Source organism: uncultured Photobacterium sp., assembly GCF_947039875.1.
Lineage (GTDB): Bacteria > Pseudomonadota > Gammaproteobacteria > Enterobacterales > Vibrionaceae > Photobacterium.
This window is the reverse complement of sequence record NZ_CAMRAN010000016.1, coordinates 34,969-57,052: the sequence shown is the minus strand read 5'-3', so window position 1 is coordinate 57,052 and position 22,084 is coordinate 34,969. Positions and strand designations below refer to the sequence as shown.

General features: G+C 38.7%; 15 protein-coding genes. 5 read left to right on the top strand and 10 right to left on the bottom strand.

The window, feature by feature from the left end; translation table 11 throughout:
* Positions 1-2: 2 nt before the first annotated feature.
* The 6 genes from Q0V26_RS07820 to pepN all read right to left on the bottom strand — a co-directional run bounded on the left by Q0V26_RS07820 (position 3) and on the right by pepN (position 8,589).
* Positions 3-263, bottom strand: a complete 261-nt coding sequence (locus Q0V26_RS07820) for a glutaredoxin family protein (protein WP_297480258.1) — start codon at positions 261-263, stop codon at positions 3-5.
* Positions 264-2,402: a bifunctional 23S rRNA (guanine(2069)-N(7))-methyltransferase RlmK/23S rRNA (guanine(2445)-N(2))-methyltransferase RlmL gene (gene rlmKL, locus Q0V26_RS07815; RefSeq protein ID WP_297480257.1), complete on the bottom strand. Its 2,139-nt coding sequence runs from the start codon at positions 2,400-2,402 to the stop codon at positions 264-266.
* A gap of 945 nt (positions 2,403-3,347) precedes the next feature.
* Positions 3,348-3,890: a cell division protein ZapC gene (locus Q0V26_RS07810; protein ID WP_297480254.1), complete on the bottom strand. Its 543-nt coding sequence runs from the start codon at positions 3,888-3,890 to the stop codon at positions 3,348-3,350.
* A gap of 224 nt (positions 3,891-4,114) precedes the next feature.
* Positions 4,115-5,125: a quinone-dependent dihydroorotate dehydrogenase gene (pyrD, locus tag Q0V26_RS07805; protein ID WP_297480251.1), complete on the bottom strand. Its 1,011-nt coding sequence runs from the start codon at positions 5,123-5,125 to the stop codon at positions 4,115-4,117.
* A gap of 492 nt (positions 5,126-5,617) precedes the next feature.
* Positions 5,618-5,836, bottom strand: a complete 219-nt coding sequence (locus Q0V26_RS07800) for a DUF2835 domain-containing protein (RefSeq protein WP_297480248.1) — start codon at positions 5,834-5,836, stop codon at positions 5,618-5,620.
* Between the two features lie 122 nt (positions 5,837-5,958).
* Positions 5,959-8,589 (bottom strand): aminopeptidase N, encoded by a 2,631-nt coding sequence (pepN, locus tag Q0V26_RS07795; RefSeq protein WP_297480245.1) that lies wholly within the window; start codon positions 8,587-8,589, stop codon positions 5,959-5,961.
* Between the two features lie 379 nt (positions 8,590-8,968).
* Here pepN and pncB point away from each other — a divergent pair, with 379 nt between their 5' ends.
* Positions 8,969-10,168, top strand: a complete 1,200-nt coding sequence (gene pncB, locus Q0V26_RS07790; protein WP_297480242.1) for a nicotinate phosphoribosyltransferase — start codon at positions 8,969-8,971, stop codon at positions 10,166-10,168.
* Between the two features lie 93 nt (positions 10,169-10,261).
* Here pncB and Q0V26_RS07785 read toward each other — a convergent pair whose 3' ends face one another.
* From Q0V26_RS07785 to Q0V26_RS07770, 4 genes are all read right to left on the bottom strand, one after another.
* Positions 10,262-10,927, bottom strand: a complete 666-nt coding sequence (locus Q0V26_RS07785) for a lipocalin family protein (RefSeq protein ID WP_297480239.1) — start codon at positions 10,925-10,927, stop codon at positions 10,262-10,264.
* A 239-nt stretch (positions 10,928-11,166) separates the two neighbouring features.
* Complete coding sequence (gene prc, locus Q0V26_RS07780; RefSeq protein WP_297480236.1) at positions 11,167-13,170, bottom strand: carboxy terminal-processing peptidase; 2,004 nt, start codon at positions 13,168-13,170, stop codon at positions 11,167-11,169.
* Positions 13,171-13,187: 17 nt separating this feature from the next.
* A complete protein-coding gene (gene proQ, locus Q0V26_RS07775; RefSeq protein ID WP_297480234.1) occupies positions 13,188-13,820 on the bottom strand; it encodes an RNA chaperone ProQ in 633 nt (210 codons plus the stop codon).
* A gap of 109 nt (positions 13,821-13,929) precedes the next feature.
* Positions 13,930-14,388: a GAF domain-containing protein gene (locus Q0V26_RS07770; protein WP_297480230.1), complete on the bottom strand. Its 459-nt coding sequence runs from the start codon at positions 14,386-14,388 to the stop codon at positions 13,930-13,932.
* Positions 14,389-14,474: 86 nt separating this feature from the next.
* Here Q0V26_RS07770 and Q0V26_RS07765 point away from each other — a divergent pair, with 86 nt between their 5' ends.
* The 4 genes from Q0V26_RS07765 to rsmF all read left to right on the top strand — a co-directional run bounded on the left by Q0V26_RS07765 (position 14,475) and on the right by rsmF (position 21,860).
* A complete protein-coding gene (locus Q0V26_RS07765; RefSeq protein ID WP_297480227.1) occupies positions 14,475-16,307 on the top strand; it encodes an ABC transporter ATP-binding protein in 1,833 nt (610 codons plus the stop codon).
* 115 nt (positions 16,308-16,422) lie between these two features.
* Entirely contained in the window at positions 16,423-17,619 is a 1,197-nt protein-coding gene (locus Q0V26_RS07760; protein WP_297480226.1) for a paraquat-inducible protein A, read from the top strand.
* Positions 17,600-20,227, top strand: coding sequence for an MlaD family protein (locus Q0V26_RS07755; RefSeq protein WP_297480223.1), 2,628 nt, complete (start codon positions 17,600-17,602; stop codon positions 20,225-20,227). Before Q0V26_RS07760 ends, Q0V26_RS07755 begins: the two co-directional genes overlap by 20 nt.
* 202 nt (positions 20,228-20,429) lie before the next feature.
* Positions 20,430-21,860, top strand: a complete 1,431-nt coding sequence (gene rsmF / locus Q0V26_RS07750; RefSeq protein WP_297480220.1) for a 16S rRNA (cytosine(1407)-C(5))-methyltransferase RsmF — start codon at positions 20,430-20,432, stop codon at positions 21,858-21,860.
* Positions 21,861-22,084: the final 224 nt, after the last annotated feature.

Genomic DNA, 22,084 nt, shown 5'->3' with positions numbered 1-22,084 from the left:
TTTTAACCAAGCTCATTAATAGTTAACCATGCTGCTAACCTATTTCTGTCAAACGGCCAATGAAGTTCTGGCTTCGAAATAGTGAGATCATCATGATTTGAAATTGCGAGTACGGGTATAGTTACACCGTAACGAGAGAATAAAGCATCATCAAAGACAATATCAACGATGCTTACTTGATGCTGCACACCCATCTCTACCAGCAAACCATAAGCTTGCTCGCAGAGATGACATCCTTGTGTGCCATAAAGTGTTAGTAACACTTAGTCTTCCTTGTGAGTGATAATCCAACAGTTATGGATTTGCTTATTCTTAGCGAAATCAAGTGGTAAAGTCTTATCTGAAATGTTCTTAGCCTGTAGGCCAAGTTCAGTCAGTTTTTCAAGATCCATCTTGAAGTGACGCTTGTTATTAGAGAATACAATCTGTCCTTCTGGACGCAGCATACGCTTTAAGTTTTCCATTAACATGATGTGATCACGTTCAATGTCAAACGTCTGCTTCATACGCTTAGAGTTTGAGAACGTTGGTGGATCGATAAAGATCAGATCAAACGTATCATCAACTTCTTGTAGCCACTGTAGACAATCAGCTTGAACAAATTCATGTTGATCACCCACTTGGTTATTAAGCTCCATGTTCTCTTGAGCCCAACGCAAGTAAGTATTCGACATATCAACCGTTGTGGTTGACTTAGCACCACCGACTGCTGCATGAACCGTTGCAGAACCAGTGTAAGCAAATAAGTTAAGGAAATCTTTACCTGCTGCCATTTGACCAAGCATACGACGCGTAATGCGGTGATCTAAGAATAAACCTGTATCAAGGTAATCATAAAGATTCACTTTAAACTTAATACCATATTCATCCACTGTCATGTGACGTTCTGCACTTGATAGCTTTTGATATTGATTACGGCCTTTTTGGCGCTCACGTATTTTTAAAATAACTTTATTTGGCTCAACGCCAGTTACTTCAATCGTAGCACGCAATACATCCATAATACGACGACGCGCTGTTTCTTCAGAAACCGTCTTTGGTGCTGCATATTCTTGAATGATCAGATAATCATTATATTTATCAATAGCTGCATTGTAGTTAGGCAGATCCGCATCATAAATACGGTAACAATCAACGCCTTCACGCTTAGCCCACTTGCCTAACTTAGCAATATTTTTCTTTAAACGGTTAGCAAAATCAGGAGCTACGTCTTCTTGAACGATAACGCCTTCTTCCTCACCTTCCTCTTTCTTAACACTACCCGCTGTAATTAAGTATGTTTTAAGTACACAATCTAATGCACCGTTACTTAATTTAAATTGTTTGTCAGCACGCATACGCATGCAGCTTAACAATTCATTAGAACCAGAGTAGATAGCCGCAACTGAACCTTCAAAAGCCAGCTTTAAACGGTTACCAAACTCTTTGTACAATGAGATAAGTTCAGATGTTGTACCTAAACGCTCACCGTAAGGAGGGTTACAAAGAATGATGCCAGTATCAAAGCCTTCTGGGCGAATCAGTTGTGTTGCATCACCGTAGGCAAAATCAATCAAACTCTTCACACCAGCACGACCCGCATTATCACGAGCAATCGCTAAGACACGTTGATCCATTTCACGACCAAAGAACTTTGTGGTTACTTTTGCAGGACCACGACGCGCTTTCACTGTCGCTTCTGCATGAATCTCTAACCATGCTTCTTTGTCAAAGTCTTTAATTGACTCAAAGCCCCAACGCTTACGTTTAAGGCCAGGGGCAATGTCGGCAGCCATCATAGCGGCTTCAATCACTAACGTACCAGAACCACACATTGGATCTAACAATGCGGTTTCGGGTGTCCAGCCACTTTTCATCACTAATGCCGCAGCATGCGTTTCACGTAAAGGGGCACGACCAGCTTCACTACGGTAACCACGTTGGTGTAAACCGCTACCCGCCATATCTAGGCCAAGAATACCTTTCTCACCAGAAAGACGCATATGAATTCGTAAATCTGGATTTTCACGATCGATATTAGGGCGACGAAGATCCGCTTTAGTAAAACGGTCCACAATCGCATCTTTGATTTTCATCGCACCGTATTGGCTATTACGTATTTCACGGTTAGTACCATTGAAATCAACCACAATACGGGTATTGCTATCAAAGTGGCTCATCCAATTAATCGCCGTTGCACCTAAGTATAAGTCCATATCATCACGGACATTAAACTCACTCAACACTTGGATGATTCGAGATGAAATACGAGTCCATAGGCAGCAACGATAAGCCATTGCTTGATCTGCTTTAAAACGGACACCGGCATGCACAACTTGAATGTTTTGTGCACCTAATTGTTCTAGTTCATCCGCAAGCAAGTTTTCTAGGCCGCGGGAAGTAATCGCTAAATATTGATTCATGGCGTTCTTTTCACACTAATATTGCGTCGAATTATAACTGAAATCACATTAAATACCTCGCTTTTACCACAATCAATTTCCTAATTAGCTGAAAAAAACAGCCTTTGCTAACGGATAGGCATTTTAACCTCGTTTTTTGAACATAAATTCAGCGCATATTTTTACTAGTAAATCCTTCATCATTCATAATGAGCACCATTGAGCACGGGTGGAAACAATGTGACTTAATTTTGCTGATGACTACCAATAAAAACAAGGTAGAACATATTGTTTACATACAAAGATAATACTCAAGCCATTAATTAGTAATGATATAACATGAAAAAATATTGGTTTCATAGTGAACATGGCGCCAAGTAAAAACGAATCGCTGACCTTTCAGTTACAATCTGGAATAATTGGAATAATCAGGCACGCTATTTTACAGCTAAAGGGCTGACGTCTTCAAAATAAGGAAATTAACAGATAATAAATGCGGTTATTCATCGCAATATAAGAAGATTATTAGTATTTAACTGTGCTTATATTGCTTATTATTTAGACTAGAATGTTCAATTTTTTGAGATAGATCACACAGCTATTGATATTCATATCACTCCTTTGGCACAATTTAATCAAAACCACCAGCGAACTAATAGCTCATAGATGAAATAAGAACACGGCTATACAACGAAGTATACAAGCCAATATAGTGATATTAAGAAATGATGGATTAAATATAGAACGATATAGCAAACGCCGACGAAAGATAACCAAGCAGATAACAGTGATGAAGGTATGAACACAAAGCGGGAAATAGTAGGTAGTAGAAAGAAGTGGAATCAAGTTTTATCGTATTAATGAAGAATCATACCATTACGTGAAGGTAACGTTTTTGAAATGAATAATGCAGCATTTTAAAAATAATTCACTAAAGCAGGTAAAGAATAACGAAAATACTATTCCCTACCCTACTAAAGCAAAGTTCATTGGCTTAGAGCCTAAATAAGATGTTATTCGATTATTCATTACACGGATCGTATCAGAAAAGTTCATTACCTTATTATTATCTAATGCCATAGGTGTCACATCAGCTAACATACAAAGGCTTGAATTACCGTCATTTTCGATAATAATAAACCGAGCACAGCTGTGTTCCGTTTGTAACATAACCACTTCTCCCCAATAAGGATCTGCCCCGACTTGTGGCGTAAAGAACCAGCTTTTAGCCATTATCGGTTTTTGAAAACGATACGTTGCCACAGCATTTAATGCTAATTCAGACTTACGCGCTTCAGATAATGCTAACTCATCCATCCCTTCTTTAAACGCTTGGTAAGCAGCGACATCCGTTACCGTAAAAACTTGCTTTGATGTTGATCTAGCTTCTTCAACTAATTTTTTGATTGGTATGGAAACACAAAATAATAATTCATTGCCAAGATCGAGCATCAGCGTATTACGTTTTATATCAAACCGCCAGTGCCAAGAATTGTTTGGAGTTAGCATGGATCCCTCGCTCTCTTACTCTGTATCAACGATTATAGATAAAATTTTACGTCACAGATGACAAATTAAAAGGGGAAAAATGATGACAATAATCTCTAAGTAATTATGTAGTTTTATTAATTTTTTAATTTGTAGATATGAAAAAGCCAAATTGAATGCATGATCCAATTTGGCTTATTAATAATTATCGTATGATGGATGAACGATGGGCTTAGCTGTTTATATTAAAGACCGTTAACAATGTCTTTTACTAAACGTGGGCCGTGATAAATAAAACCAGTATAAACTTGAACCAATTGCGCACCAGCTTGGATTTTTTCACGGGCTGACATTGCCGAATCAATCCCCCCCACACCAATAATAGGTAATACGCCATTCAACGCAATTGCCATTTTACGAATAACATCAGTACTCTTATTTTGTAATGGGCGACCACTTAAGCCTCCCATTTCATCACAATGATCCATACCTTCAACCAAGGTGCGATCTAATGTAGTGTTCGTACCGATAACGCCATCGATATTATTACGAATGAGTGACTCACAAACTTGAACAATTTCTTGATCATCAAGATCAGGGGCGATCTTAAGTGCTAGCGGTACATACTTGCCATGTAATTCAGCTAGCTCAGTTTGTTTTTGTTTTAGTTGTGATAATAGATCATCTAATGCTGCGCCATATTGTAGCGAACGTAATCCAGGCGTGTTTGGTGATGAAATGTTAACAGCAATATAGCCTGCGTACTGATAGACCTTTTCCATACAGATTAGATAGTCTTCAGCACCCTTTTCAATCGGTGTGTCTTTATTCTTACCGATATTAATACCAATCACACCGTCATAAGTCGACTTCTTAACATTCTCAACTAAATTATCGACACCGAGGTTATTAAAACCAAAACGGTTAATAATACCTTCAGCAGGAATCAAACGGAATAAACGCGGCTTATCATTACCCGACTGAGGGCGAGGTGTTACAGTACCAACTTCAACAAAACCAAATCCCATTGCGCCAAATGCATCAATACATTCGCCATTCTTATCTAGGCCAGCCGCTAGACCGACAGGATTTTTAAACGTAATACCCATAACTTCAACAGGACGCTCAGGAACATGTTGACGATAAAAGAGATCAAGTGGAGTACCAGTAAAGCGAGAAAAATTCTGAATAGCGAGGTCGTGTGCTTTTTCTGCATCCAACTGGAAAATAGCGGATCGTGCGATGCGATATAACATTATAACTCCATTAAAAATCCCGTATAAACGGGGTGGTATTATTCACAGTTATAAGGCTAAATACAATCCCTATTCATTTGATTATTATCAATAAAATATGGACTTATATTTTATGTCAATATTTACAATGGCTTATAAGCGGCATTAGTTTCAAATAATTGCCACAAAAAGCAAACGTTTTCGTACGTTCACGTTAAACGCACCATTTATCACACATAATGACTGTTAATTGATACATTCCATTTACGTTAAAAATAAACAAACATGCTTTTTATTTTAAAAGATGTGGACGAAAGATTGAGTAAACGGTTAACCACGAACGTGTATTTCCTTACTTCTCGTTTTTGCTGTTATTTATTTGTTTTAATTTAAATAAAGAAGGTTAATGATGGCATTTAATGCCGTGAGAACAATAACCACTTTGTAAAATAGCATGCAATAAGATTATTTCCATTCGTTATTTGTCGCTATTAAAAATAGGTAAAACCACAGTTAAAGGCGTTCGATTGCCTCAAGTTTATTATCACTGTTAACGATGACGCGGAATTTTCCTGTAATACCGGCATGGGTTAGAAAACCTCGTAGTCTTATTGCAGGAAGTTGAAGCTTTAAGCCTGTATCCGTTACAACCACCACACTACTGGCGGCACCTGAATAGTGTTGCAGAAAAAGGTTGTAACTAATATTAATAGTAAACGTAAAACTGCGCATCGCTAATTCCCTATTCGTTGTAATATCAAATCGGTTAAAACAATAAGATAAAATAAAAGCCAGTGACTTATTATCAATTAGTCACTGACTTGCATTTACAATCGCGTTAGATCATTAATTATTTATTTTTGATCAAGCGCTTTTTGGATTTTTTCAAATAAGTCTTTAGCCAAGTTATCCATCGCCGCTAATTTTTCAAGCTGCTCACGCATCAATTGCTGACGGTTAGCATCGTATTGGCGAAGTTTAAGTAAAGGCTCAATCAAACGAGCTGCTACTTGTGGGTTACTGGTATTTAAAATCTCTAAAATCTCAGTTAAAAACGCATAACCTGAACCATCTTTAGCATGGAAATGTACCGGGTTATTAGCACTAAAACCCGCCACTAAGCTACGAGTACGGTTAGGATTTTTCAAGCTAAATGTAGGATGATTCATTGTCTGACGCACATTTTCTAATGCATCTGCCGCAGGATTGGTACCTTGCAACATAAACCATTTATCCATCACTAAGCCATCATGGCTCCACTTATCACTGAAATCAGCCATTTGCTCTGTACGACAATCAAGTTGCGCATTATTGGCTGCCGACATTGCGGCCATCGTATCTGTCATGTTGTCAGCTGCTTTATATTGCGCTGCAACTAAAACATTACCTTGTGCAGTATATGCGAGGTATGACAAACATTTATTACGCAGTGCGCGTTGTGCCATTGCCGTATGATCTAAGCTATAGCTGCCTTGCGTTAAGCTGTGATAAATCGCACTAAACTCATCTTCCATTTCAGAAGCAAGTAACTGGGTAAATGCACCCACAACCTGATTGATCGCATCAACGTCAACAGTTGTATACCAACCTGCAATTTCATTTTCACTTGGTAGTGTTAGCATTTCAGCAATAAAAGCAGGATCAAGATTTTCATCCAGTAATGCACCACGGAACGCATCAATAACAGCGTCAGGTAACGTTACACTGTGACCTTGTTGTACTTGGGTTACATTCTGACGAATATATTTCGCTAATAGCATTTGTCCCGCATCCCAACGAGCAAATTCATTCGATGCATTAACCATTAAGAAAATCAACTCATCATCAGTGTAATCATATTCTAAAATCACTGGTGCTGAGAATTCACGTAACATCGAAATGACAGGCTGCTCTGCGACATTCTCAAATACAAATGTTTGCTCTGCTTCTTTTACATCAAGTACATTATGTACTGTTTCACCATTGATTTGTAAGGCAATCACTTCACCTTTGCTATTGTACAGTTCAATATCAAACGGAATATGCAGTGGTTGCTTTTCAACTTGCTCGGCTGTTGGTAGCGTTTGCTGCTTAATAGTGACAGCGTAACTCTTCGCTGGTGCATCATAAGTGGTTGATACACTAACAACCGGTGTACCTGCTTGACTGTACCAACGACGGAAACGACTTAAATCAATCCCAGAAGCATCTTCCATTGCTTGTGCGAAATCATCACAGGTTGCTGCTGTACCATCATGTCGCTCAAAGTATAGCTTCATGCCCGCTTGGAAATTTGCTTCACCCAATAAGGTATGCAGCATACGGATCACTTCACTGCCCTTTTCATACACGGTTAATGTATAGAAGTTATTCATTTGAATAACTTTTTCAGGACGAATTGGATGAGACATTGGGCCACGATCTTCAGCAAATTGTGGACCACGAACAATACGCACATTAGCAATACGGTTAACAGGTCGAGAGCCTAAATCTGAAGAAAACTCTTGATCACGGAAAACCGTTAAGCCTTCTTTTAAGCTTAATTGAAACCAATCACGACAAGTAACACGGTTACCAGTCCAATTGTGAAAATACTCATGACCAATCACTGCTTCAATACCTTGATAGTCAGTATCTGTTGCGGTATTTGGATTTGCTAATACAAACTTAGAGTTAAAGACATTGAGACCTTTATTCTCCATTGCACCCATATTAAAGAAATCAACCGCCACAATCATGTAAATATCTAGATCGTATTCAAGACCGAAACGTTCTTCATCCCACTTCATGGAATTCTTCAATGATGTCATTGCATAATCAGCACGATCAAGATTACCTTTATCGACAAAAATTTCTAGTGCAACATCACGTCCACTCATGGTGGTGAATGTGTCGCGCAATACATCAAAATCACCAGCAACGAGTGCAAATAAGTAAGATGGTTTAGGGAATGGGTCTTGCCACTGTACCCAATGGCGACCATTATCAAGCTCGCCTTCCGCTATTCGATTACCATTACTTAGCATGTAAGGAAAATCGGCTTTGTCTGCAATAATTTTAGTAGTGAAACGTGCTAAAACATCAGGGCGATCTAAATAGAACGTAATGCGGCGGAAACCTTCTGCTTCACACTGAGTACAAAAACCACCACCAGATTTATATAGACCTTCAAGTAGCGTATTAGCTTCAGGATTAATTTCAGTCGTAATTGCTAATTCAAAATCAGCAGGAAGATGAGTTAACGTCAAATGGCCTGACTGCTGGTGGTAATCTGACCACGCTTGGCCATTCACCGTCACACTGATCAATGTTAAATCATCACCATCTAACACTAACTCAGCATTTACTTGATCACTAAGTCGTACTACATGACTAACGGCAACAACAGTTGTTTTGGTATCATGAAGGTCAAATGTCAGATCGATATCTGTAATGGTGTAATCAGGCGAGCGATAGTCTGAACGATATTTTGCCGCAGGTTGAGTCACAGTAGAATGTTCTGTCATTATTTTTATATCCTTTATGATTGATCAAATGCTAGGCGCACGAGCGACCGATTAATGTTGACTGTTATGTATTAATATTGTGTCACCAATAACACTTTTCAAGCATGACTTCGTCGACAATATATATTAATACAAACATAATCGTTTCCGTGGTTTACTCGTGATACACGTTGAGATGATTAATGCAACAGTCACAATGCGTAAACTTGATATTCCTTGACGTAGTTCACCTCTTAGGTCACAATCTCACACCAGTTAAATAGTTTAGTTATTTATTTACTAAGCCTTATAAATCATGTCCAAGACATTGAATTTAAAGACCCTATAATTATAAAAATAAATTCTTTAAGTTTATTAATTTGAGTATCTACTACCAGGTATGAATAATAACAGACACAATAATGGGGTTATCGACTCCCTGCTTGATACTGATGCTTATAAACTGCATATGCAACAAGCAGTTTTCCATCAATACCCAGGCGTTGAAGCTGTAGCCGAATTTCATTGCCGTAGCGAAGAAGATTTACGTCCTTATGCTGCTGAAATTCAAGCACAAATTGATCACATTGCGACCTTATCTTTCACCCAAGGTGAACTCGATTTTTTATCGACTCTGACTTTTTTCCATGCTGATTACCTTGCATTTTTAAAAAATTTCAAACTTAATGCTAATAATGTTGAAATTGATGCTTCAGGTGATCAACTCGCGATTACGATTCGTGGCACTTGGCTTGATATCATTTTATGGGAAGTACCACTACTTGCCATTATCTGTGAAACGCGCTGTAAGCATCTTTACCCACAAGCAACTGCTGCCATTGCAATTAAACAATTAAAAACTAAAATTGACCGTTTTTATCATGATGCGAAAAACTGTGATTTAAGCCAATTTGCATTAGTTGATTTTGGAACGCGGCGCCGTTTTTCTAAAGATGTTCATCACCATGTTGTTGATTACCTAAAAGATAACATGCCTGAATTTAAAGGCACATCGAATTACTATTTAGCTTACACTCGCGGATTGACCCCTGTTGGTACTCAAGCACATGAGTGGTTCCAAGCACATCAACAACTTTCTGGGGAATTGGCTGACTCTCAACAACTTGCTCTAAACCGCTGGTTACAAGAATATCCTCATGATTTAGGTATAGCACTAACAGACTGTATCAATATGGATGCTTTTTTACGTGACTTCGATCAGCGTCTTTCAGAGCGTTTTATTGGTTTACGCCATGACAGTGGTGATCCTATTTCTTGGGGTGAAAAAGCCATTGCACACTACCAAAACTTAGGTATTGATCCTAAGATAAAATCTTTAGTATTTTCTGATAGCCTAACTCTTGATAAAGCATTAGTAATTTACAAACATTTTAATGATCGTATTAATGTGAGCTTTGGTATTGGTACACAACTTACTTGTGACCTACCCGATGTGAAAACACTGAATGTTGTTTTAAAACTAACAGAATGTGAAGGTCGTCCTGTCGCGAAGATATCGGACGAACCGGGTAAAAGTATTTGTCGTGATGAAAACTATCTTGATCAATTACGCACAGCATTTCAATTAGTTAACGAATAAATACTTACCTAAATTCCTTAAATAAAAAAGCGAACAGCTCTTGTTCGCTTTTTTACTTTTCTACGTCATCATCAATACAACTCATCGTAGTGATTACTCTCTATTTAATATTGCTTCCATACCAAAATATTTATTCGTCAGCGTTAGCGTATTCTGCCCATTCAATACAAAGCGGCTATCATGTTGTCCTTCTTCATATAACAGCACAATTTGATCATCTTCTAAATAATACACACCACGATGTTCTTTTGTTTTGCCTGCTTGATTAGATATTTCTGCAGAAAATAAAAAGTCTGGTCGTAATGACAATACAAACTCTGAAATATTATCAGCAACGTCTTGACCTGAAATATCTTTTGTTCGCCAGTTTCCCGCCAAATGCTCTGGCGCCAATTTAGTAAACTGAGCACCATCAAGTACAAATCGATTATAGTTTAGTAAGTAAGTATGAATTTGATCATCTTCACCTGCTGAAATAAAAGTAATATTGGTATCATCAATATCATAACCACCCGTCCACTGCTCAACTTGACCATCTATTCGTAATAAGCGCATCGCAAATTGATAATCTGATTTGAACATGACATGCATTGCACGATACCGTTCGCCATCACTTTCAATACCTTCTTGTTGTTCACTAAACCAATACCAATTACCCAATAAAAATGGATAATCAAATTCAGTAATATCATCAGCAACAGAGTGAAAACTAAATAAACTTAAAATAAATAACCAGAAAAAATAAAACGCCTTCATCATACGCATTTCCCCTTGATGGATATTTTAGCTTTTGAGTTGCCTCTTTTAAATTTCAGAGGTCATATACTTAAAGCTAGTTGGGAAACCTAATTCTCGATGAAAAATATGCGTAATATCACACTTTGTGATTTAATCTATCTCAAAAATAAGACATAAAAAGGTACGATCAAAAAAAGCGCTCCTAAGAGCGCTTTAATAATAGTGACATCAACACACTAATGTCATTCCGTTACCCATTATTACGATTGTTTCTGATCACTAAAATCAGCTGTTGTCGCGACAGCTTCATCAAGATAAACATCTGGTGCTTCATAATCTTTTGGCACCGCATCCAAATTAACAAAAGGTTTTTTACCTAATGCTTTTTGACGTTTATTTAAGCGGGCTAAATGATCTGAATCTTCTTTATCTTGTTCGGCTACACGTCTCTTTTCATTCAATGAAATCGTATTGATATCTTTTTCCTTCTTATAGGTCAAAATATCTTCATTGATAAAACCAAACTCCATATTATTTTTAATACGGGCTTGGTGTTCAGCTCTTAGTTTCGGTACAAGCGTAGTGTAATTATGTAACTTCTTATAACCTGCAGGTTTTATACTATCCCAAGGTAATGCATTATCTTCAACACTCTCTCCTGTTTCAGCAGGATCAATCGCTGAAGGAAAAGAAATATCAGGCACAACACCTAGGTTCTGAGTACTTCCACCATTAATACGGTAGAATTTTTGAATAGTATATTGAACATGGCCTAATGGTTTATCGAATAAATCATAAAGATGATTTAATGACCGGTGTTGTTGCACCGTACCTTTACCAAAAGATTGTTCACCTAAAACAATAGCGCGTCCGTAATCTTGCATAGCGGCAGCAAAAATTTCTGACGCTGATGCACTATAACGGTTAATTAATACGGTTAATGGTCCACCAAAAGAAATTTGACCATCTGAATCACCATTAACTTTAATTCGACCATAACTGTCTCGAACTTGCACTACAGGTCCACTAGCAATAAAGAGTCCTGTTAATGCAGTTGCTTCAGTTAGTGCACCACCGCCATTATTACGTAAGTCGATCACAACACCATCAACCTTCTGATTATTTAATTTAATCAGTTCTTTTTTGGTGTCTTCTGATAACCCCATGTAAAAGCTTGGAATCTCGATTACACCAATTTTTTTACCATCGACAGTTTTCACTTCCGATTTCGCTGCACGATCTTCAAGACGAATCTTGTCGCGTACAATAGTTACGGTGTAACTCTTTGCATTATTGCCTTCAGGTAGTATATCCAGGATAACCTTACTGCCTTTCGGCCCTTTGATTAACTGTACAACATCGTCAAGACGCCAACCAATGACATCAACAATTTTCTTGCCTTCTTGGCCTACGCCAATAATGCGATCACCTGTTGTGATTTTTTTCGAGTTCGATGCTGGTCCACCAGCAACTAAAGAACGAATTTTGGTATAGTCATCTTCAACCTGTAAAACTGCACCAATTCCTTCTAATGACAGATTCATCTCTGCCTGAAATTGTTCAGCATTACGTGGCGATAAATAGCTTGTATGTGGATCAACCTCACGTGAGAAGGCATTCATATAGAGCTGAAATACATCTTCACTGTGTGTTTGCGTTAGACGTTTAATTGCATTGTTATAGCGTTTAGTTAACGTCTTTTGAATTTCAGGCCACTTCTTTCCAGCAAGTTTAAGATTTAGCGCATCATATTTAACGCGTTGCTTCCAAATCTCATTGAGTTCAGTATTGTTTTTTGGCCATCCAAGCTCTGAACGATCAATAACAAAATTATCTTGACCATCGAATTTGATTTCAGTATCTAATTGCGTAAGTGCAAATTGATACCGTTCAAAACGACGTTGAAGGACTTTGTTAAAGATATCAAACGCAGCAGATGTATTTCCTGATTTCAGTTGATCATCTAACTGGTTTTTCCATTTACCAAACTGCTCGACATCTGTAACGTTGAGAAAGCTTTTATTATAATCAAGCATTTCAATATAACGATTGAATACTTGTCCAGAAAACTGATCATCAAGTGTAAAATGCTTATAGTGAGAACGCGTATAACGCGAAGCCACCCTAGTGCTTGCCGTTTCATGCTGCTTTTCAGAAGCAAGATGCGGCACATCACTTAATGAATACTTAGCCTCAGAGGCTTGAACCGAACCTGCTAACATCATGCCAGCAGCTATCAGTGAGAAACGGAATCGACAATTCATGTGTCGCGCACTCTCCTTTATGAACGCAAGTGCTCCGCTTTAACAGCCATTACTAGGCCATTATTTAAACGAACTCGCACATCGTCTTTATTGATTTCAACAATAGTCGCAGGCATATTACCTGAACCCATGTTCACCTGAACATTTTTGCCTACAATTACTTCATCAGCATTAAGCGCACGTGTCGTTTCTACAGGCTTCTTCTTAATACTAGCTGTTTTTGGCTTAGTATTGCTAGATTTAGCTGTTTTTGCTCGTACTTTTTTAACTTCGCCTTCTTTAGCCGCTTTTGCAATCGCTTGCTCTTTACGACGAGTACGTACTTTAGCTTTGCTTTCTTCTAAAGCTTTAAGCGCATGCTCAACGTGCTCTTGCTCTAGAATATCACAATCGTTACCATCTAGATCAACACGGTTTACACCCGCTTTAACACCGTGAAGGTAACGCCAAGAAGATGTGTATTGACGTAACGCTGTACGTAACTGAGTCTTGCTTACTTTTGGATCTTCATTCAGACGCTCTGCAAGGTCTTGGAAGATACCAATTTTAAGTGGCTTAGCTTCACCTTCAACAGTGAAACATTTAGGGAAACGCTCAGCGATGTATGCAATAACTTCTTTACTGTTCGTTAACTTTTCAGAGTTTTCCATGGAGTTTCCTGACATAAACGAGGATTGCTCGTTGTTTGTGCTTTGTTCAAAAAGAAATAGTGCTGCTATTATAATTACCTAACGAGGAAAAACCACCGAAAGCATGAAATTAGAGTACTTTTTGTAGTGCTTCTACAAAAGAAACTAGACCTTGTTCATCATTTTGGTCAAATCTTGACAAATTTGGGCTATCAATATCCAGCACGCCGATTAATTTTCCCTTTACTGTAAGCGGAATAACGATTTCTGAATTACTGGTAGCATCACAAGCAATGTGTCCAGGGAAAGTATGTACATCCGCAATACGTTGCACCTTATTTTCAGAAATAGCGGTGCCACACACACCTCGCCCAACAGGAATACGAACACAAGCTGGATTTCCTTGGAATGGACCCAAGACTAATTGCTCTTGTTTAAGCAAATAAAATCCAACCCAATTAATTTGTTCTAACTCCATATTTAATAGCGCACTAATATTAGATAGATTAGCAATAAGATCTGTTTCACCTTCAATTAGTGCCAATGCTTGTTGGGTGAGCCGATAATAAAAAGCCGTTGTGTTTCTCATAGCTTACTCCGTATATAGCCGTTAGAATAGCAAGAATAACATTAATAATAGGAATTATTCTCATAGTGAAAGATAAGAACCATCTTATGATTAATTGGTCTTGGTTACTACGACAAGCTAAGTTACATAAACCAAGATTACTTGTTGCAAACATTATTGCAGTTATTGCAACTTTAATCAGTGTACCTATCCCACTTTTAATGCCGTTAATGGTAGATGAAGTTTTATTGCATAAACCCGGTGAAGGCATCACTTATCTCAACGCCCTTCTACCTTCAGCTTGGCACAATGCAACGGGATATATTTTACTCGTACTGGTCTTAGTCGTATTAATGCGCACAGTTAGTCAGGCGTTGAATATACTGCAAAGTAGACAATTCACATTAGTATCAAAAGATATAACCTATAACTTACGCCAATATTTATTGGATAAATTAGGCCGCATAAGCATGCGTCAGTATGAAGAGCGTGGCAGCGGTGGTATTAGCTCCCACCTTATAACTGATGTTGAAACGATTGATAAATTTGTTGGTGATACATTAAGCCGCTTTATTATTGGGCTCTTTACCGTCGTCGGTACTGCTGGGGTTCTATTGTGGTTAGATTGGAAGCTTGGACTTTTCATTTTGATCATCAACCCTATTGTTGTTTATGCCTCTAAACTAATGGGCAGTCGCGTTAAAAATTTAAAAAGTAAAGAAAACAAATCTTATGAAGTCTTTCAACATCGTCTAATTGAGGTATTAGATGGCCTATATCAATTACGTGCCTCTAACCGTGAACATGATTTTTTAGAACAATTAAAAGGCAATGCCAATGATATTCGCCACAGTGCTGATAAATATGCGTGGCAATCAGAAGCTGCTGGTCGTGTTTCCTTTCTCTTATTCTTAATCGGATTTGAGATATTTCGCGCTGTCGCCATGTTGATGGTGTTATTTAGTAATTTAACCATTGGTGAAATGTTAGCTGTCTTTAGTTATCTATGGTTTATGTTAGGGCCAATTCAAGAATTATTAGGTATTCAATTCGCTTGGTATAGCGCATCTGCGGCAATGCAACGTCTTAATAGTTTATTATCATTGGAAGAAGAAACCCGTCTACCAGCAACGGTTTACCCTTTTAATGATAATCAAACCATTGCTATTAAAATTCGCAACTTACATTTTTCTTATGATAACGACAAAGAAGTGCTCTGCGGCTTAAACCTTGATATTCCAGCTGGTAAGCGTGTGGCTTTGGTGGGAGCCTCTGGCGGCGGTAAATCGACATTAATTCAATTACTATTAGGTATTTATCAAAAAAATAGTGGTGACATTTTAATAAACAGCCATCCTATTGAAGCCGTTAGCTATGAAGCCTTACGTGAAAAAATGGCGGTGGTATTACAACAACCCGTGTTATTTAATGAAACGTTACGTCATAACTTAACCCTTGGCGCATCATTTAGTGATGAACAATTATGGCAAGCATTAGATATCGCTCAACTTGCTGATGTAACAGAACGCTTGACCCATGGCTTAGATACTGAAATTGGCCGTCAAGGTATTCGCTTATCTGGCGGGCAGCGTCAACGATTAGCCATTGCGCGTATGGTACTAACCAATCCTGAGTTTGTTATTCTTGATGAAGCGACATCAGCATTAGACACCTCAACAGAAGCAGCACTACATTCCGCACTTAATGGCTTTTTGAAAAATAAAACCACGCTTATTGTTGCTCATCGTTTATCTGCCGTAAAACAAGCTGACATTATTTATGTACTTGAAGATGGTTTAGTTAGCCAGTCAGGTACACACTTAGAGTTAGTCAATACACAAGGGCTATATCAAACACTTTATGGGCCAATTCAGTCAGTTGACGTCCCTTCTCATCATATCGATTCTCACGAAGCAGTAGCCAGCGTCAACGCAAAATAATATAGTGTCATCGATCGGCGCTCATTGAGAGTATTCATCGTTTGTATTAACAATGGATAACTCGACACTCAATGAGCGCTTTTGTGCACCTCATTACAAAAGGAAGAAACGCACCATGTCGAAGGCTCGACGCTGCCCAGGCTGCGATTTACTTGTGCAGCCTGAAACGGCAACACAAGGACACAGTGCCTATTGCCCACGTTGTCATACTCGACTCTATCGCGGTGGTATTGCACACTTTAATGCAGAATTAGCGCTTGCGGTTGCTTGTCTTATTATTTATATCCCCACTATTAGTTTACCGCTAATTACTATTCGTCTAGTGGGTCAAATGATCCCCGCCACACTGGCATCTGGCACCATAGCACTCGCACCGACTTTCCCCGCTGTCGCCATATTAATTCTTTTTTGTAGTGCCATTGCCCCCTTATTACTGATCAGTGCAGTTTTGAGCGCGCAGTTCTCATTACGTCTTCGATACTTCCGTATTTTTAAAATGTCGTTATGGATCTTGTCCCATTTAAAACAATGGACAATGTTAGAGGTCTTCTTAGTTAGCTTGGCTATTTCATGTTTTAAAGTACAAGAGGTAGCGGAAATTTATGTTGGCGTAGGATTATATTGTTTAATCAGTATGCAAATATTATTGTCAGTATTACTAACGAAAATCAGTGTTCGTCGTTACTGGGATGCATGGCAACCAGAAGATGAACATATCAGTGATAAGCTCGATACTGTTTGCCATTGCTGTCAATTAACCCAAGAAGCATTACCCAATTGCCGCCGTTGTGATAGCCACTTGCATCATCGAATTCCTAAGTCGCTACAAAAAACATGGGCTTACCTTATTACCGCCAGTATTTTCATTTTACCCGCAAACCTTTATCCTATTTCTATCTTTATGAATAACGGCAAGCGTATTGAAGATACTATCTTTTCAGGAGTGGCTGGATTGGTTAAAACAGGAATGACGAGTATTGCCATCATTATATTTGTTGCTAGTATTGTTGTTCCCGTCGCTAAAATCATTGGGTTAGCATATATATTGTTATGCATTCAATTTAAACAACATCGCCACCGCCTACAACGTATGCGTATTTTTCGAATGGTGCATTGGATTGGAAAATGGTCAGTCATGGATCTTTTTGTTATCGCGATTATGGTCGCGTTAATCGATCGTGGACAAATTCTTGATTTCACGCCTGGACCTGGAGCAATCGCTTTTGCCATGGTCGTTATCTTAACAATGTTAGCAGCAGAGAGCTTAGATTCTCGTCTAATCTGGGACAAATATGAACAACGAACCAAATAACACACAACCACAACAGGTTAATATCCGTCGTGATCGCGGCTTATCTCCCCTATGGTTATTACCCCTTCTCGCCATTATTGTCGCAGGCTGGTTATTATATAAAGCGGTTAATGAAGGTGGCGAGCGTATCCAAATTCACTTTAATGATGCTGTCGGTTTAGTTGCTGGCCGTACAACAATTCGTTATCAAGGCTTAGAAGTCGGTATCGTTCGAGATGTGACATTATCTAAAGATCTTAAAAGTATTTATGTGTCTGCTGATATTTATCCTGAAGCGGTCAAAACGTTACACACACATACTCAATTTTGGCTAGTAAAACCAAAAGCATCCATTACTGGTATTTCAGGATTAGATGCGCTTGTATCTGGTAACTACATTGCCCTTCAACCTGGCTCTGGTGAGTTTGCGACTAAGTTTACTGCACTTGAAAATCAACCCGCCAACTTACCAGCACATAATGGTTTAACCCTGCAATTAAAAGCCCCTAATTTGGGCTCCTTAAGTATTGGCTCCCAAATTTTTTATAAAAAGATCCCTGTCGGTGAGATTTATAACTACACACTTAGTGCTAATAAAAAAGAAGTCTTAATAGATGCACTTATCAAGCCACGTTATGCTAATTTAGTCACCAATAAAAGTCGTTTTTGGAATGTTAGCGGTGTAAATGCCAATATTGGTTTTAATGGTGTTGATGTTCAATTTGAAAGTCTATCGGCACTCATTGCCGGAGCCATTGCCTTTGATTCGCCTGATGCTGGCAAACCGATTGATGAAGGGCACTTATTTAATCTCTATCCAGATATTAATACTGCTGGGCGTGGTATTGCGATCACTATTACATTGCCTGATAACAATGACGTCAGCAATGCAGGCGCGCCCATTATGTATCGAGGCTTACAGATTGGTAAAATTTCCGATCTAAAGTTGGATAATAAAACCAATAAAATTATTGCTCATGCTGCAATTGAGCCAAGCATGAGTGATTTGCTCAACAGCGGTTCTCGATTATTACTTGAAGAAGCACAAGTCTCACTTTCTGGTGTTAAAAATATTGGCAACCTTGTACGCGGTAACTACTTACGCTTAATTCCAGGCGAAGGTAAAAAAGCCCGTCACTTTACCGCTATTACCAAAAATACACTTGAAGAACAACAACCCGGCGTTGCTGTATTCTCTCTTTTTGCAGACAAGAGCTATGGCTTAAAATCAGGTACAGCACTGCGCTACCGTGGCATTGATGTTGGCCATATTACCGTAGTAAAACTCGATGGTGATCAGGTTCGATTTGATGCATTAATTCAACCACAATATACCCATTTAGTTCGCTCTCACAGTCGTTTCTTTATTGATGGCGGCATTGAAGCCAATATCAGTAATAACGGTGTCGACGTTTCGATTCCCGCAGCAGATCAACTAATAAGCAGTGCAATAAGCTTTACTGCAAGTGGCAAACCAGGCATAAAAAAGCAATATTCACTATTTAAAAATAGACACTTAGCTAAACTTGCTGATGAGAAATTAAAAGGATTTACAACACTAACACTTGTAACGAAAAACTTGCCACCTATCTCTGAAGGTAGCCCCGTGCTTTATCGTAATTTACAAGTAGGTGAAATCACCAGTTTTTCACTTACAACCTCAGGGGTTGAAATTAAACTCAACATCCAAAAGCAATACCGCCATCTAATCGACAGTAATACCGTCTTTTGGAACCGTTCAGGTGTAGAAGTTGAAGCTGGGCTTAACGGCGTTAAAATCAAAGCAGATCCCTTATCAACATTATTAAAAGGTGGCATTGCGTTTGATTCAATCAAAGGTGTGGTTAATCGTTCTGGTAATAGTTATAAACTTTACTCAAGTTTAAGTGATGCGCAAGATTTTGGTGTCATGATCACATTAACTGCTAATGATGCCCGTTCGATATCAAAATCAACCGCGATTAAATATCAAGGTGTCATCATTGGTAAAGTGGATAATATCAAACCAAACTTTGACCATAATAATGTCACTGTAGAAGCGCGCTTATTCCCTCAGTATGCCAATATCGTTGCGCGTAAAGATAGTTACTTCTGGGTTGTAAAACCAAAAATCAGTTTAAGTGGTAGTGAAAATTTAGACTCACTATTAAGCTCATATATTGCCGTACAACCAGGAAAAGGAGTCAGCGCTAATCGTTTTAAATTAGGCTCTGCTGAATTATTTGATGCAGGAAAAACCTTTATTCTTGAAAGTGAACAACGTGGATCTATCAGTGAAGGTACACCACTACTTTACCGTGATATTCAAGTCGGACAAGTCATCAAAGTTACTTTAGGTGCATTAGCGGATCGGGTATTAATTACCGTTCAAATCGAACAAAAATACCGTCATCTTGTTCGTGCAAATAGCGTATTCTGGAATACTTCTGGCCTAAATGTCGATGTAGGCATTACAGGTGCAAAAGTAAAAGCAGGTACGTTTGATAGCTTACTGCGCGGTGGGATCTCATTTGCAACGCCTGCGACACAGCCATTGGCACCACAGGCAAAACAAGGTAAACACTTTTTACTTAATAAAGAAGTTAATCCACAATGGGTAAATTGGCGCACCGCTATTCCTATCAAATAATCACATAAACACCCTATATAAAAGGAGCATCTGATGCTCCTTTTTTGATCGCTTAACGCAAATAAATACGGTTTTTGTACACAATATAAAACGGATAATCCGCCCTCATCTATAACAAACTTAGAAGCATTGATAGCTGATATATATTTGTTCCTATTTAGTATAGAATCCCGACATTGCTAGTTTGACAGAGAGTGCTACCTTGCATCCTAATATCTATATTCCTGACGCTTTTATTGATCTCATCAAGCATACAATGCCAGAAAACCTGAGTATTGATGAGTTTATTAGCTGTTGTAAAACGCCGCTACGTCGCAGCATTCGCGTTAATACACTTAAAATAAGTGTGGCTGACTTTCTTACTCGCGTTGCTGATAAAGATTGGACCTTAACCCCAGTTCCTTGGTGTGATACAGGTTTTTGGATCAAACGTGAGGATGAAGAAAGCGTTTCATTAGGTAACACTGCCGAACATATGGCTGGATTGTTTTACATTCAAGAAGCCAGTTCAATGATGCCGGTTACCGCTTTACTTGATAACAACCACGCCCTTGATTGCGTGCTTGATATGGCATCAGCACCAGGTTCTAAAACAACTCAAATTGCTTGTACGATGCAAAACCAAGGCGCATTAGTAGCAAATGAACTTGCTGCAAGCCGTATTAAAGTATTACACGCCAACCTACAGCGTTGCGGCGTCCATAACGCGGCCTTAACACACTTTGATGGTTGTGTCTTTGGTACATGGGCACCTGAAGCGTTTGACTCAATCTTGCTCGATGCCCCCTGTTCTGGTGAAGGCGCGATTCGTAAAGATGATGACGCAATGGCAAACTGGAGCCTTGAATCTATCGATGAAATTGCCGCAGTACAACGCAGGTTAATTGTTAGTGCATTCCAAGCACTAAAACCAGACGGTGTTATGGTGTATTCAACCTGTACCCTTAACCAGCGTGAAAACCAAGAAGTCTGTCATTACCTAAAAGAAACCTTTGGTGATGCGGTTGAATTTGAATCTTTAGGGGATTTATTCGAAGGCGCAGCCAAGGCATTAACGACTGAAGGCTTCTTACACGTTTATCCTCAGGTTTTTGATAGTGAAGGCTTCTTTGTTGCACGGATTCGTAAGCATGCTTCCGTTGACACCGATCCAGTTAAAAAACGCATGGGCAAATTTCCTTTTAGCCAAGTTAAAACCGACGAACAACAACTAATTGCTGAACAACTCAATACCGATCTTAATATTAGTTTATCGGCTAACAGTGATATTTGGTTACGAGATAAAGAAGTTTGGTTATTTCCAACGCAAATAAAACATTTAATTGGTGAGATTCGTTTCCAACGTATCGGTATTAAATTAGCAGAGCAACATAAGAAAGGTTATCGCTGGCAACATGAGGCGATAATGACACTAGCGACAGGTCAAGAATCTGTTGCTATTGCATTAACAGCTGCCCAAGCTAAAGAGTGGTTTATGGGGCGTGATATCCGCCCAGAAAACTTAACAGGTAAAGGCGAAGTTATTGTGACTTACCGTGACTACCCTATTGGTATCGGTAAATGGGTTGGGAATCGAATTAAAAATGGTTTACCTCGTGAATTAGTACGTGATACTAACTTGTTTGATATTTAATTCTATTCAACGCACTAGGGTTAACTACAACTTTATTGATAAAATAGTCATAAAAACTGGAAAATCATCAAAGCTGAGCTAATATTGATAGTGTAATCACATTCCAGATATAACCAGTTAGCGCAAGGCTCATCACTGAGCCTATTCCCCTAAGCCCGATACAGGAATAGTTTCGGGCTCTTTTTATGCTTTGTCATTCTTTTTTACTCTAGCCTCAAACATAC